Raw genomic sequence first — 12,200 nt, forward strand, 5'->3', positions numbered from 1 at the left:
AAGGGCGTGTTGCCAGCCGGGCCGTGGGCAGCGCGGGTCGGAGTTTTGTTATACTCGCGGGCTCTGCGGAAATCCGTCTGCAGATACTCACAGAAGAGGTTTACATGTACGCGGTCATAAAAACCGGTGGCAAGCAATATCGGGTTGCAGCCGGCGACAAAATCAAAGTAGAACAGATTGCTGCGGACGTAGGCCAGGAAATCGTGATCGACCAGGTTCTGGCCGTCGGAAACGGCGCCGAGATCAAGGTGGGTACGCCCCTGGTGTCCGGTGCGACGGTCAAGGCCACGGTCGTGGCCCATGGCAAGCACGACAAGGTGCGCATTTTCAAACTGCGCCGTCGCAAGCACTATCAGAAGCATCAAGGGCATCGCCAGCAGTTCACCGAACTGCAAATCGGGGCGATCACGGCTTAAGGAGCATCAGTCATGGCACAGAAAAAAGGCGGCGGCTCTACGCGCAACGGACGCGATTCCAAGCCGAAGATGCTCGGTGTCAAGGCGTTCGGTGGAGAGCGTGTCTCGGCCGGCGCAATCATCGTGCGGCAACGGGGAACGCGTTTCCACCCCGGCGTGAACGTGGGTATCGGCAAGGATCACACGCTGTTCTCGCTGGTCGACGGTCAAGTGACCTTCGCGGTCAAAGGGCCTCTGAACCGGCACACGGTGAGCGTGACGCCGCTCTGAGCGTCTTGCCCTGCATCGTCAAAGCCCCGCCTGGTCGGGGCTTTTTCGTTGCAGGGCTTGCCCTTGCTCGGAAGAGGATGCGCGGCGCGCGAGGGACTTGTTCAGCGTTGCCTCAGGGCTTGGACGGTGCGGATGGGTCCCCATCTGTAGGGATTGGGCGCGAGACCAGGCATCTCCTGGCCGCCGTGGGTGAGGGTTTGGATTTTTGAGGGTGTAGAACGGAGCCGACCATGAAGTTCGTCGATGAAGCATACGTGGAGGTCATCGCGGGCGATGGCGGGAACGGGTGCGTCTCGTTTCGACACGAGAAGTACAAGGAATTTGGCGGGCCCAACGGCGGCGATGGTGGCCGCGGGGGCCATGTCTGGGCGGTCGCCGATGCCAGTCTGAATACGCTGGTGGATTTCCGCTACACGCGGCGATTCGAAGCCAAACGCGGCCAGCATGGCATGGGCTCAGACATGTTCGGGGCAGCGGGCGATGACATCACGCTGAAGTTGCCCGTGGGTACGGTCATCAGCGATGCCGAAACCGGCGAGGTGCTCTACGAACTGCTCAAACCGGGCGAGCGCATCCTGATCGCCAAGGGCGGCGACGGGGGGTTCGGCAACATGCGCTTCAAGAGCGCGATCAACCGTGCGCCGCGACAGAAGACACCGGGTTGGCCGGGTGAGCGTAAAAGCCTCAAGCTCGAACTGAAGGTGCTCGCCGATGTGGGGCTGCTCGGGATGCCCAATGCGGGTAAGTCCACGTTGATTGCGGCGATTTCGAACGCGCGGCCGAAGATTGCCGACTATCCCTTCACGACCTTGCACCCCAACCTCGGTGTGGTGCGCGTCGGCCCGGAGCAGAGCTTCGTGGTGGCCGATGTGCCGGGTTTGATCGAGGGCGCCGCCGAAGGCGCGGGTCTCGGTCATCAATTCCTACGGCACCTGCAGCGCACCCGGCTGCTGCTGCATGTGGTCGATGTGGCGCCGTTCGACGAAACGGTGGACGTGGTGGCGCAGGCGCGTGCGATCGCGGCCGAGCTCAAGAAGTACGATCAGCAACTGTTTGAAAAGCCACGCTGGCTGGTGCTCAACAAGTGCGACATGCTCGACCCCGAGCTGCGTGCGGCCCGGATCAAGGACATCGTCAAGCGGCTGCGGTACAAAGGGCCGGTGTTCGAAATTTCGGCGTTGACGCACGAGGGTTGCGACACACTCATCCGCGCGGTGTACCAGCATCTGGAGGCGCAGCGCGTCCGGGAGCAGGTGCCCGAGGTGGTGGATCCCCGATTCAGCACGCCGGAGATGGACGCGAGCGCAACGGAGCCAGGCGCGACATCGGTTCAAAAAAGTGAGCATTGAGGCTCGAATTTACGCCCGCGTGGTGCCTAAATGACGGAAAAAAAGGTCAATCAGATCCTGCGCGGGGCGCAGCGGATCGTCGTCAAGGTCGGCTCGAGTCTGGTCACCGATGAGGGGCGCGGTCTCGATGAGCACGCGATCGGGGAGTGGGCGCGGCAGTTGTCGGCCCTGGTCGCGCAGGGGCGTGAGGTCGTGATGGTCTCGAGCGGTGCGATTGCCGAAGGGATGAAGCGGCTCGGCTGGTCGCAGCGGCCCAAGGAATTGCACGAGCTTCAGGCGGCGGCGGCCGTGGGCCAAATGGGCCTGGCGCAAATGTACGAGTCGAAATTGCGCGCGCATGGCCTGGGCAGCGCCCAGGTGCTGCTGACGCATGCCGATCTCGCCGATCGGGAGCGTTACCTCAATGCCCGCTCGACGCTGCTGACCTTGCTGCGCTTGAAAGTGCTGCCGGTCATCAATGAAAACGACACGGTGGTCACGGACGAAATCAAGTTTGGCGACAACGACACCCTCGGCGCCTTGGTCGCGAACTTGATCGAGGCCGACGTGCTCGTCATTCTCACGGACCAAAAAGGGCTCTACACCGCCGACCCCCGCAAGGATCCCGCGGCCGAGCTCGTGCGCGAGGCACGCGCGGGTGATCCGGTGCTGGAGGCGATGGCCGGCGGCGCCGGCTCGAGCATCGGGCGCGGCGGCATGCTGACGAAGATCCTGGCGGCTCGACGGGCGGCGGGCTCCGGTGCGTCGACGGTCATCGCCTGGGGTCGGGAGCCCGAGGTGCTCCGGCGCTTGTTCGAGGGCGAGCCCATCGGCACCTTGCTCGTCGCGCAAACCGCGAAGAAGCAGGCGCGCAAGCAGTGGATGGCCGACCATTTGCAGCTGCGCGGGGCGGTCGAGGTGGATGCCGGGGCCGTCGAAAAGCTGCTTTGCGAGGGCAAAAGCCTGCTGCCCATCGGCATGGTGGGCGTCGAGGGTGAATTCGTTCGCGGCGACGTCATCGCCATTCGAAATCCGCAAGGCGCAGAAATCGCCCGCGGCCTGGCCAATTACTCGAGCGGCGAGGCCCGACTGCTGTGCCGCAAGCCGTCGAGCGAAATCGAAACTCTGCTTGGTTACGTTGCTGAGCCGGAGATGGTGCACCGGGACAACCTGGTCGTCACCGCGGCTCGGTGAGCCAAGCTTCAGGGTAAGGCTGAATCAGTTCCGACGGCGGAAGGGTCAGCGTCGCGTTCACTCATTCGTAGCCGGTGACGCGCCCGGTCCGCAGGCGCCGCACGATCTCAGAGGCCGAGGCCGCCACCGTGCGGCCTTCGCAGGCACCGTTGCGGGCGATCATCCAGCTGAGCCGTCCAAGCGGGGTTTCTGCCATGGGCTGCCAAGTCAGGTCCTGGGGCGCCATGACCCAGCCGGTGTCGGCCTGATAGCGCGCCTCAATCCGGTATTCGGCGGTTTGGCAGCGCAGGCTGGCCCGCAAGGCGCTCGGCGCGCTGCCCTCGGCGGTCGTCCTCATGACGAGGACGAAATGCACGACGCCGTCTGGCGTGACCTCGACACCGGCGGGGTCGAGGGCGACGTTCAAGGTCGATCCACGGGTTTGGGGCAGACCGATCCACGTTGAGGGTGAGCTGGGGGCAGGCCAGGGCGGTGGCGCGTTCGGCGCGTCGCCGCTCTGGGCATGGGCTGCGCCGAGCGCGGTGGCGATGCTCCATGCAGCCAGCAGGTGCCCCACGAGCACCCGCCTGTGCGCACCCGCCATCTTGCGCAGCGGGCGCGTGGATCGCTCATGGACTTGCATGTCGGGCCTGCGCGGCATCGGGCTCGAGCGGGTCTCCCGCGCCGGCTTGGGGTTGCGCGCCGCCCCGTGAAGGATCGGGGTCGAAGCTCGCGCCGGGCGGCAATTCGATCGGCGGCCTGAGCATGCAGGGCCGGGGACGCGCGGAGGCCTCGTCGCGCCCACGCATGCTGCCGCGCAGGAAGCGATTGCTGCCTTCGCGCCGCGGCAGGTAGCGCGCCAGTTCGGTGAGCGCCATTTCGTAGACGCCCCGCTTGAATTCGACCACGGCGTCGAGCGGCACCCAGTAGTCGTTCCAGCGCCAAGCGTCAAATTCCGGATGGTCTGTGGCGCGCAGGTTCAGGTTCCAGTCCTGGGCCGTGAGCTGCAACAAATACCAGATTTGCTTCTGACCCTTGTAATGACCGCGGGAATCGCGGCGGATGTAGCGGTCTGGCACCTCGTAGCGCAGCCAGTCGCGGGTGCGGGCAATGATGCGCACGTGTTCGGGCCGCAGCCCGATTTCCTCGTGCAATTCGCGGTACATGGCCTGCTCGGGTGTTTCGCCCCGGTCGATACCGCCCTGGGGAAACTGCCAGCTGTGGGTGCGGATGCGCTTACCCCAGAACACCTGGTTTTTCTGGTTGAGCAGGATGATGCCGACGTTGGGCCGAAAGCCTTCACGGTCAAGCATAATCAAACCCCAATTCTGAAGACTGTGGCCATTATGCCTGCCGGGGCAAGCGCTTCCAATGCGTGTCTACCCGCGGTGCTGGCCCGGGCCGCATCCGGCGGCGGCGCGCCGCCCAGTTGCCGCCCCGTTCAACGCTCATTTCCATACGCGAGTTCATGAAAGCCACCCAATTCCACATTGCCACCCTGCGCGAAGCCCCGGCCGACGCCGAAGTCATCAGCCACCGCCTGATGATGCGCGCCGGCATGATCAAACGCCTCGGCGCGGGCATTTACAACTACATGCCGCTGGGTCTGCGGGTGATCCGCAAGGTCGAGGCCATCGTGCGTGAGGAAATGAACCGCGCCGGCGCCGTCGAGCTGCTCATGCCGATCGTGCAACCCGCCGAGCTCTGGCAGGAGACGGGGCGCTTCGACAAAATGGGGCCGGAGCTGCTGCGCATCAAGGATCGGCACGGCCGTGACTTCGTCGTGCAGCCGACCAGCGAGGAAGTGATCACGGACATTGCGCGCCAGGATCTGCGCAGCTACAAGCAGCTGCCCAAAAATTTCTACCAGATCCAGACCAAGTTCCGCGACGAGCGCCGGCCGCGCTTTGGCCTGATGCGTGGGCGCGAATTCATCATGAAGGACGCCTACAGCTTCGACCGCGATGCCGCGGGTGCCCAGGCGAGCTATCAGGTCATGGCGCAGGCGTATCGGCGCATTTTTGACCGGTTTGGCCTGCGCTACCGGGCGGTTGCGGCCGACAGCGGCGCCATCGGCGGCGACCTGTCCGAAGAGTTCCAGGTGATCGCTGCCACCGGCGAAGACGCCATCGTCTACTGCCCGACGAGCGACTATGCCGCCAACATGGAGAAGGCCGAGGCGCTGGCGCCCGAAGGGCCGCGGCCGGCGCCGACCGAGCCGCTGCAGCGCGTACCGACGCCGGGCAAGAGCACCTGCGCCGAGGTGGCTGAACTGCTGGGTGTGCCGCTGCAGCGCACGGTCAAGTCGCTGGTGTTGGCCACCGACACGCGCAACGAGGCGGGGGACATCACCGCGACCCGCATCTGGTTGCTGTTGCTGCGCGGCGACCACGACATGAACGAGGTCAAGGTCGGCAAGCTGCCCGGCATGGAGGGCGGCTATCGCTTCGCGACCCAAGCCGAGGTCGAAGCGCACTTTGGCTGCCGGCCCGGCTATCTGGGGCCGTTGGGCCTCCAGCAGCCGGTGACCGTCGTGGCCGACCGCGAAGTGGCGCTCATGGCCGACTGGATCTGCGGCGGCAACGAAGAAGACGTGCACCTCACCGGCGTGAACTGGGGCCGAGACCTGCCTGAGCCCGCGCTGGTCGCCGACCTGCGCAACGTGGTCGCCGGCGACCGCTCGCCCGACGGCAAGGGTGTGCTCGCGATCGAGCGCGGCATCGAGGTCGGCCATGTGTTCTATCTCGGCACCAAGTACAGCCGGGCGATGAACGCAAGCTTCCTCGGCGAGGACGGCAAACCCGCTTTCTTCGAAATGGGCTGCTACGGCATTGGCATCACGCGGTTGCCGGCGGCGGCGATCGAACAAAACCACGACGAGCGCGGCATCATCTGGCCCGACGCCATCGCGCCGTTCACGTTGGTGATTTGCCCCATCGGCATGGACCGCAGCGAGGCGGTGCGCAGTGCCGCCGAGTCGCTGCATGACGCGCTCGCCCAAGCCGGCGTGGACGTGATCCTCGACGACCGCGGCGAGCGTCCCGGCGCGATGTTCGCGGACTGGGAACTCATCGGCGTGCCGCACCGGGTGGTCATCTCCGAGCGCGGCCTCAAAGACGGCCGGGTGGAGTACCAACACCGGCGCGACACCGAAGCCACCGGCGTGGCCTTGAGCGAGCTGCACGCCTTCCTGGCTGCTCGCCTCGGCCTGGGGGTTCTGCCGGTCGCGCCATGAACGAGACGAGGGGCGTTCGCGCGGAACCGTGCTGCGCCAGGCCCCTGTTTGCGTGATGATTTCAAGAAGAAAACTGCTGATCCCAGCGTGGATCGGTCCTCTCGCGCTCTCTTTTCCGGAGCAATCTTGGGCGGGCGGGCAGATCGAGGAGCCGCTGGCCGACGCGGTGCGCAGCGCGTTGAGCGCTGCCATTGCGAACAGCGCGCCGCCGGTGCCCGAGTTTGCGACCACGGAGGCGCGGCTGCGCTACCTGCGCTGGATGGGCGCGATGATTTTCCGGCTGCGCAAGCGCAAGCCCGACTTCGACACCCGGCGCGAATTTCTGCAGACCGTCTGGTACGAAAGCCGCCGCGCCGGACTCGATGTGTCCTTGGTGCTGGGGCTGATCGAGGTCGAGAGCGGCTTTCGCAAATACGCGGTCAGCCCAGTGGGGGCGCGCGGCTACATGCAGGTGATGCCGTTTTGGGCGCGGCTCATCGGGGACGGCGATGCGAGCAAGCTCTTCCACATGCAGACCAACCTGCGCTTTGGCTGCGTGATCCTGCGGCACTACCTCGACCGTGAGCGCGGCGACCTGTTTCTGGCGCTGGGCCGCTACAACGGCAGCCGGGGGCGGCCCGAATACCCGAACGCGGTGTTCGCCGCACAGCGCAACTGGCGCTACGACGGCGTTTGAGGCCGGGCCACAGGCAACGCTGAACAAGTCCCTCGCGCGTCGCGCATCCCGGCCCCGTGGCCGATCTCCGCGATCAGCCGCAATGGGACGCTGCTCAGACTTTGGCGCCGAGCAGTTGTTGCAGCTCGCCGTTTTCGTACATCTCCATCATGATGTCCGAGCCGCCGATGAACTCCCCCTTGATGTAGAGCTGCGGAATCGTTGGCCAGTTGCTGTATTCCTTGATGCCCTGGCGGATGGCTTCGTCTTCGAGTACGTTGACGGTGGTGACCGCCTTCGGATCGACGCCGCAAGCCTTGAGGATCTGGATCGCGCGGCCCGAAAAGCCGCACATGGGGAAGCTCGCCGTGCCTTTCATGAACAGCACGATGTCGTTGTTCTTGACCAGATCGTCGATGCGCTTTTGGGTTTCGGTATCACTCATGGTCCTTGGCCTCTTGGGGTGGAAGGGAAAACCCGAATTGTCGCAGTTTGGCCGAAGAGGTGCGCCAACGCCCGCCGCTGCAGCGGGCAATGCCCGCAAGGTCGTGTCGGCTTTGGACGGATTCGAAGCCGGCCTCGGTGAGCAGTGCCCGCACGGCTTCGGCCTGATTCCAGCCGTGCTCGAGCAGCAGCCAGCCCCCGGGGGCCAGATGCGCGGGCGCGGTGGCGATGATGCGGCGCAGGTCGTCGAGCCCATCGGCGCCCGAGACCAGCGCCTCGCGCGGCTCGTGGCGGAGGGCGGCGAGATGGGGGTCATCCTCGGCGATGTAGGGCGGGTTCGACACCACGAGGTCAAACTCCTCGCCGGCGACCGGATCGAACCAGGAACCGTGGGCAAACCGCAGCTTCAGGCCCAGACGCAGCGCGTTGGCCTGCGCGAGCGCCAAGGCCTCGCGGCTCGCGTCGACGGCCGTCACCGAAGTACTTGGGGCCGTGTGCGCGATCGCCAGCGCAATCGCGCCGCTGCCGGTGCCGAGGTCGAGCACGCGCGGAGACGACTCGGCACAAGTAGCCAGGCACTCGAGCGCCCAATCGACGAGGGTTTCGGTATCCGCGCGCGGGTCGAGCACGCGGGCGTCCACCTGCAGCCGTAGCCCAAAGAATTCGCGCTCACCCAGAATGTAGGCCAGCGGCTCGCCGTGACGGCGACGCTCGACCAGCGAGCGGTAGTGCGCCACCGCCTCGGGCGTGAGCGGGTCTTCCCCGTGGGCAAAGAGCCAGGCGCGGTCGTGTGCGGCGCGGCCCAGTGCGGTCAGCAGCAGGGCTTGCGCGTCGATCGCGTCCACCTGCGCCGACGCTGCGGCGAGCAGCGAAGCGACGGTCGGACCGCCTCCGAGCGGTGCTGTGGGTGTAGCCATTACTCTTGTTTCAATAGCAAAAAAGCAGCAATTCATGCCCGCAATCGGCGTTTTTTGGTCCGAAAAGTCGCGGGAAAGCGCCTGGCGATCACGGCGCAGTCTCCTGGAGCGTGGCCATTTGCTCTGCGGCGCGCGCCGCGTCGAGCGCCTCGATCAGCGGCTCGAGCTCGCCGTCCATCACGGCCCCCAGCTGGTAGAGCGTCAGGTTGATCCGGTGGTCCGTCACGCGGCCTTGTGGGAAGTTGTAGGTGCGGATGCGGTCACTGCGGTCGCCACTGCCGATGAGGCTCTTGCGCGTGGCAGCTTCGCGCTCGGCGCGTTCGCGGCGCTCCTTTTCCTGCAAACGCGAGGCCAGCACTTGGAGCGCGCGGGCCTTGTTGCTGTGCTGCGATCGCCCATCCTGGCATTCGGCCGTGATGCCCGTGGGCAGATGGGTGACGCGAACCGCCGAATCGGTCTTGTTGATGTGCTGGCCCCCGGCGCCGCTGGCGCGGAAGGTGTCAATGCGCAGCTCGGCCGGGTTGAGCCGCACCGCCTCGCTCGGGTCGGCCTCGGGCAGCACCGCGACCGTGCAAGCGCTCGTGTGGATGCGGCCCTGGGCTTCGGTCGCCGGCACCCGCTGCACCCGGTGGCCGCCCGATTCGAAGCGCAAGGCGCCGTAGGCCCCCTCGCCCTCGATGCGCAGCACGGCCTCGCGAAGCCCGCCAAGCTCGGTGTGGGAGGCGTGGATGAGCTCGCTGCGCCAGCCGCGCCGTTCCGCGTAGCGTGTGTACATGCGCAGCAGATCGGCGGCGAACAGCGCCGATTCGTCGCCCCCGGTGCCGGCGCGAATTTCCACGTAGGCATGGCGCGCGTCTTCAGGGTCGCGCGGCAGCAGCAGGCGCTGCAGCGCGGCATCGAGCGACTCGATCTCGGCCTGAGCCGCCTCGACTTCGGCCTGCGCGAGCGCCTGCATGTCCGGATCGTCCCGTGACGCTTCGAGCAGGGCTTGCGCGTGCTCCAGGTCGGCCCGCCGCTGTCGCCAGCGCTCGGCGCGCTCAGCAACCGCGGCGACCTCGGCGCGCTCGCGGGACAGGCGCAAAAACGCCTCCATGTCCGACGCGACGTCAGGCTGGCCCAGCAGGTAGTCGAGTTCACCCAGACGCTGGATGTGCGTGTCGATCTGTCGTTCGAGGAGCGGATGCATCAGTGGGATCAGAAAAGGCAAAGGGCCGGTGCGGACGGCCACGGGGGACACTGGGGCCCGTCACGCCGGGGCGCGGCGGGCGGTTGGAGCGCGCGCGCTAGCGCTCGCGCGGGCTCGAGCGCAGGAACAAGCGCTCGACGGTGCGCATGACGGCCTCGCGTTGATCCGGGTCGGCGCCCTGGAGTTCCGCCAGCGCGCCATGCAGCATCTTTTGCGTCAAGCCGCGGGCCAGCGCTTCGAGCGCCTCGTCGACCGTGGCGCCGCGGGCGAGCAGCCGCCGCGCGCGGGCGATTTCGACGCCCTGCCATTGATCGGCCTGCGCCTGGAGGCGCCGAATGACCGGCACGACGCCGCGTTTGGGATCGCGCAGCAGCAACCAGTGCATGAAGCTCTGCACGCCCGCATCGATGATCGCCTCGGCCTGTTCGACCGCCGCTTGCCGATTGGCCTGGCCGGTTTGGACGACGTTTGAGAGGTCGTCGACGGTGTAGAGGTAGACGTCTTCGAGCTTCTGAACCTCAGGCTCGATGTCGCGCGGCACCGCCAGATCCACCATGAACATCGGCCGGCGCTTGCGCTGCTTGAGCGCGCTTTCCACCGCCCCGAGCCCGATGATCGGCAAGGTGCTGGCCGTGCAACTCACCACCGCGTCGAATTCATGCAAGCGCTCGGGCAGGTCGGCCAAGCGCATGACCTCGGCGCCGAAGCGCGCCGCGAGCCGCTCCCCGCGGTCGAGCGTGCGGTTGGCAATCGCCATGCTCTTGGGGCTCTTGGCCGCGAAATGCGTCGCGGCGAGTTCGATCATCTCCCCCGCGCCGACGAACAACACTCGAACCTGGCTGAGGTCTTCGAACAACTGAGCCGCCAGCCGCACCGCCGCTGCCGCCATGCTGATCGAATGCGCCCCGATTTCGGTCGTGCTGCGCACCTCTTTGGCGACGGAAAAGCTGCGCTGAAACAGCTGGTTGAGCGTGGTTCCGAGCGCGCCGGCTTCCTCGGCGACCCGCACCGCGGATTTCATCTGGCCCAGAATCTGCGGCTCGCCCAGCACCATCGAGTCGAGCCCGCTGGCCACCCGGAACGCATGTCGCGCCGCCTCGGCATCTTCGAGCGCATAGACATGCGGTCGCAAGACCGCGGCGTCGACGCCGCCCACGTTGGCCAGCCAGCCCAGGGCGTGGTCGATCGGCGCTTGCTCGCTCGCGCCGTAAATCTCGGTGCGGTTGCAGGTCGAGAGGATCGCGGCCTCGGGGTGGGTCGGAACCGCGGCGCGCAGCGAGGCCAGCTTGGGCTTGATTTGTTCGAGCGCGAAAGCGAAACGACCGCGCAGATCGAGTGGCGCGGTCGTGTGGTTGATGCCCAAGGCCCAGACAGACATTCCCGGATTATAAAATTGAGCCCGGCCTACGCTCCCCCGACGGCTCCGACATTCTCACCGCCCGCCGCTCGAGGAGCGGCAGATCTCCACGACGCTCTAACCCCATGGGCCCCGTCGCCGCTTTTTGGCATTTGCTCAATTTCTTCGCTCCGGCGGCGGCGCTGGCCGTCTACGGCGGGTGCCTGCTGGCCTGGATGTCGGGCCAGCGGCTGGGCGCGGCGGCGATCGGCTGGCGGATCGCGCTGAATTTTGCGCTCGGCGCAGGCGTTCTCGTCGCGGGCCTCCTGCTGCTGGGCCGCGACGGGCGCATGCTGACCTATGCCGCACTCGTCCTCGTCGTCGGTTCGGTCCTCGCCTTCCAAACCCGCCGCTGAGTTTTTCACCCCTCGGGCACGAAGAGGTCGACGCGGTCGGTGATGATGCCGTCGGTTCCAAGTGCCAGCAGGCGTTGGGCCGCCCAGGCGTCGTTGACCGTGTAGCTCAAGGCGCGCAGGCCGAGGCTGCGGGCTCGTGCGACCAGTGCGGCATCCCACAGCGCGTGGTTGCACACCAGCGCCACGCAGCCGAGCGCCGCAGCGCGCTCGAGGCAGCCATCCCACAGCGTGTCGAGCAACAGCGCGCGTGGCAGCGCCGGCGCGGCGGCGGCTGCGGCGGCCAGCGCCTCGACTTGGAACGAGCTCAGCAGCGGTGGCGTTTGGGCCTGCGCCCACAGGCGCGCGGCGGTTTCGGCGACGACGGCCCCGGTGCGCGCCTCGGTGCCGGGTGTGGGTTTGATCTCGATGTTGAGCAGGAGCCCATTGGCCTGCAGGTAGCGCGCCAGATTGGCCAGCGTCGGCAGCGGCTCGCCCGCGTAGGCGCGCGAATGCCAGCTCCCGGCGTCGAGCTGCGCGAGCGTGGCCCAGCCGTGGTCGCCCGCGACCGGGCTGGCCGCGGGGCCGGCAAGGTCCGAGAGCCCGCGCGTGGTGCGGGTGAGCGTCGCATCGTGCAGCAAAAACGGTACGCCATCGGCACTGAGCTTCACGTCGCACTCGGCCATGCGGTAGCCCAAGGCCGCGCCGTATCGAAACGCCGCCAGCGTGTTCTCAGGCGCCAGCCGCCCCGCGCCGCGGTGCGCGATCCAACGCGGGTAAGGCCAGCGAGGCAGATCGGGTGGGGACATGGTCGGTGGGCTCCGCTCGGCAGGCCGCGCGTGCGCGGG

At 66.9% G+C, this 12,200-nt stretch carries 14 protein-coding genes; 7 read left to right on the top strand and 7 right to left on the bottom strand.

Features of this window, described 5'->3' with window-relative positions:
* Positions 1–104: 104 nt before the first annotated feature.
* The 4 genes from rplU (at position 105) to proB (ending at position 3,208) form a co-directional block, all read left to right on the top strand.
* A complete protein-coding gene (gene rplU, locus EDC62_RS11330) occupies positions 105–416 on the top strand; it encodes a 50S ribosomal protein L21 (RefSeq protein ID WP_124223836.1) in 312 nt (103 codons plus the stop codon).
* Positions 417–428: 12 nt separating this feature from the next.
* Positions 429–686 (top strand): 50S ribosomal protein L27, encoded by a 258-nt coding sequence (rpmA, locus tag EDC62_RS11335; protein WP_124223839.1) that lies wholly within the window; start codon positions 429–431, stop codon positions 684–686.
* A gap of 230 nt (positions 687–916) precedes the next feature.
* Positions 917–2,035, top strand: a complete 1,119-nt coding sequence (cgtA, locus tag EDC62_RS11340; RefSeq protein WP_124223841.1) for an Obg family GTPase CgtA — start codon at positions 917–919, stop codon at positions 2,033–2,035.
* A gap of 30 nt (positions 2,036–2,065) precedes the next feature.
* Entirely contained in the window at positions 2,066–3,208 is a 1,143-nt protein-coding gene (gene proB / locus EDC62_RS11345) for a glutamate 5-kinase (RefSeq protein WP_124223843.1), read from the top strand.
* A 61-nt stretch (positions 3,209–3,269) separates the two neighbouring features.
* Here proB and EDC62_RS11350 read toward each other — a convergent pair whose 3' ends face one another.
* Positions 3,270–3,830 carry a CNP1-like family protein gene (locus EDC62_RS11350; protein WP_170159066.1) on the bottom strand — a complete coding sequence of 187 codons (561 nt, stop codon included), beginning with the start codon at positions 3,828–3,830 and terminating at the stop codon, positions 3,270–3,272.
* Entirely contained in the window at positions 3,817–4,500 is a 684-nt protein-coding gene (locus tag EDC62_RS11355; RefSeq protein ID WP_124223847.1) for an RNA pyrophosphohydrolase, read from the bottom strand. Before EDC62_RS11355 ends, EDC62_RS11350 begins: the two co-directional genes overlap by 14 nt.
* Positions 4,501–4,655: 155 nt before the next feature.
* Between EDC62_RS11355 and EDC62_RS11360 the strand changes: the two genes are divergently transcribed.
* Positions 4,656–6,422 (top strand): proline--tRNA ligase, encoded by a 1,767-nt coding sequence (locus tag EDC62_RS11360; protein WP_124223849.1) that lies wholly within the window; start codon positions 4,656–4,658, stop codon positions 6,420–6,422.
* A gap of 55 nt (positions 6,423–6,477) precedes the next feature.
* Positions 6,478–7,098, top strand: a complete 621-nt coding sequence (locus tag EDC62_RS11365) for a lytic transglycosylase domain-containing protein (protein ID WP_124223851.1) — start codon at positions 6,478–6,480, stop codon at positions 7,096–7,098.
* Between the two features lie 94 nt (positions 7,099–7,192).
* On the opposite strand, the gene grxD is transcribed toward EDC62_RS11365, so the two are convergent.
* The 4 genes from grxD to hemA form a co-directional block, all read right to left on the bottom strand.
* Complete coding sequence (gene grxD, locus EDC62_RS11370) at positions 7,193–7,522, bottom strand: Grx4 family monothiol glutaredoxin (RefSeq protein ID WP_124223853.1); 330 nt, start codon at positions 7,520–7,522, stop codon at positions 7,193–7,195.
* A complete protein-coding gene (gene prmC, locus EDC62_RS11375; protein WP_124223855.1) occupies positions 7,515–8,438 on the bottom strand; it encodes a peptide chain release factor N(5)-glutamine methyltransferase in 924 nt (307 codons plus the stop codon). The genes grxD and prmC overlap by 8 nt, the downstream gene beginning before the upstream one ends.
* Before the next feature lie 88 nt (positions 8,439–8,526).
* Positions 8,527–9,624 (bottom strand): peptide chain release factor 1, encoded by a 1,098-nt coding sequence (prfA, locus tag EDC62_RS11380; protein WP_124223857.1) that lies wholly within the window; start codon positions 9,622–9,624, stop codon positions 8,527–8,529.
* Positions 9,625–9,721: 97 nt separating this feature from the next.
* Positions 9,722–11,002 (bottom strand): glutamyl-tRNA reductase, encoded by a 1,281-nt coding sequence (gene hemA, locus EDC62_RS11385; protein WP_124223859.1) that lies wholly within the window; start codon positions 11,000–11,002, stop codon positions 9,722–9,724.
* Between the two features lie 104 nt (positions 11,003–11,106).
* Here hemA and EDC62_RS11390 point away from each other — a divergent pair, with 104 nt between their 5' ends.
* Positions 11,107–11,376 (top strand): hypothetical protein, encoded by a 270-nt coding sequence (locus EDC62_RS11390; protein WP_124223861.1) that lies wholly within the window; start codon positions 11,107–11,109, stop codon positions 11,374–11,376.
* A 5-nt stretch (positions 11,377–11,381) separates the two neighbouring features.
* Here the strand turns inward: EDC62_RS11390 and ugpQ are convergent, their stop codons facing one another.
* The gene (gene ugpQ, locus EDC62_RS11395; RefSeq protein ID WP_124223863.1) at positions 11,382–12,161 is read right to left on the bottom strand and encodes a glycerophosphodiester phosphodiesterase; all 780 of its coding nucleotides are present in this window, start codon (positions 12,159–12,161) and stop codon (positions 11,382–11,384) included.
* Positions 12,162–12,200: the final 39 nt, after the last annotated feature.

The sequence above is a fragment of the Tibeticola sediminis genome (assembly GCF_003843835.1).
Lineage (GTDB): Bacteria > Pseudomonadota > Gammaproteobacteria > Burkholderiales > Burkholderiaceae_C > Tibeticola > Tibeticola sediminis.

Coding starts and splice junctions, on each gene's coding strand:
- rplU (WP_124223836.1), top strand. CDS start 105: ATGTACGCGGTCATAAAAACCGGTGGCAAGCAATATCGGGTTGCAGCC.
- EDC62_RS11390 (WP_124223861.1), top strand. CDS start 11,107: ATGGGCCCCGTCGCCGCTTTTTGGCATTTGCTCAATTTCTTCGCTCCG.
- EDC62_RS11365 (WP_124223851.1), top strand. CDS start 6,478: ATGATTTCAAGAAGAAAACTGCTGATCCCAGCGTGGATCGGTCCTCTC.
- rpmA (WP_124223839.1), top strand. CDS start 429: ATGGCACAGAAAAAAGGCGGCGGCTCTACGCGCAACGGACGCGATTCC.
- ugpQ (WP_124223863.1), bottom strand. CDS start 12,161: ATGTCCCCACCCGATCTGCCTCGCTGGCCTTACCCGCGTTGGATCGCG.
- EDC62_RS11360 (WP_124223849.1), top strand. CDS start 4,656: ATGAAAGCCACCCAATTCCACATTGCCACCCTGCGCGAAGCCCCGGCC.
- prfA (WP_124223857.1), bottom strand. CDS start 9,624: ATGCATCCGCTCCTCGAACGACAGATCGACACGCACATCCAGCGTCTG.
- hemA (WP_124223859.1), bottom strand. CDS start 11,002: ATGTCTGTCTGGGCCTTGGGCATCAACCACACGACCGCGCCACTCGAT.
- prmC (WP_124223855.1), bottom strand. CDS start 8,438: ATGGCTACACCCACAGCACCGCTCGGAGGCGGTCCGACCGTCGCTTCG.
- EDC62_RS11355 (WP_124223847.1), bottom strand. CDS start 4,500: ATGCTTGACCGTGAAGGCTTTCGGCCCAACGTCGGCATCATCCTGCTC.
- cgtA (WP_124223841.1), top strand. CDS start 917: ATGAAGTTCGTCGATGAAGCATACGTGGAGGTCATCGCGGGCGATGGC.
- grxD (WP_124223853.1), bottom strand. CDS start 7,522: ATGAGTGATACCGAAACCCAAAAGCGCATCGACGATCTGGTCAAGAAC.
- proB (WP_124223843.1), top strand. CDS start 2,066: ATGACGGAAAAAAAGGTCAATCAGATCCTGCGCGGGGCGCAGCGGATC.
- EDC62_RS11350 (WP_170159066.1), bottom strand. CDS start 3,830: ATGCAAGTCCATGAGCGATCCACGCGCCCGCTGCGCAAGATGGCGGGT.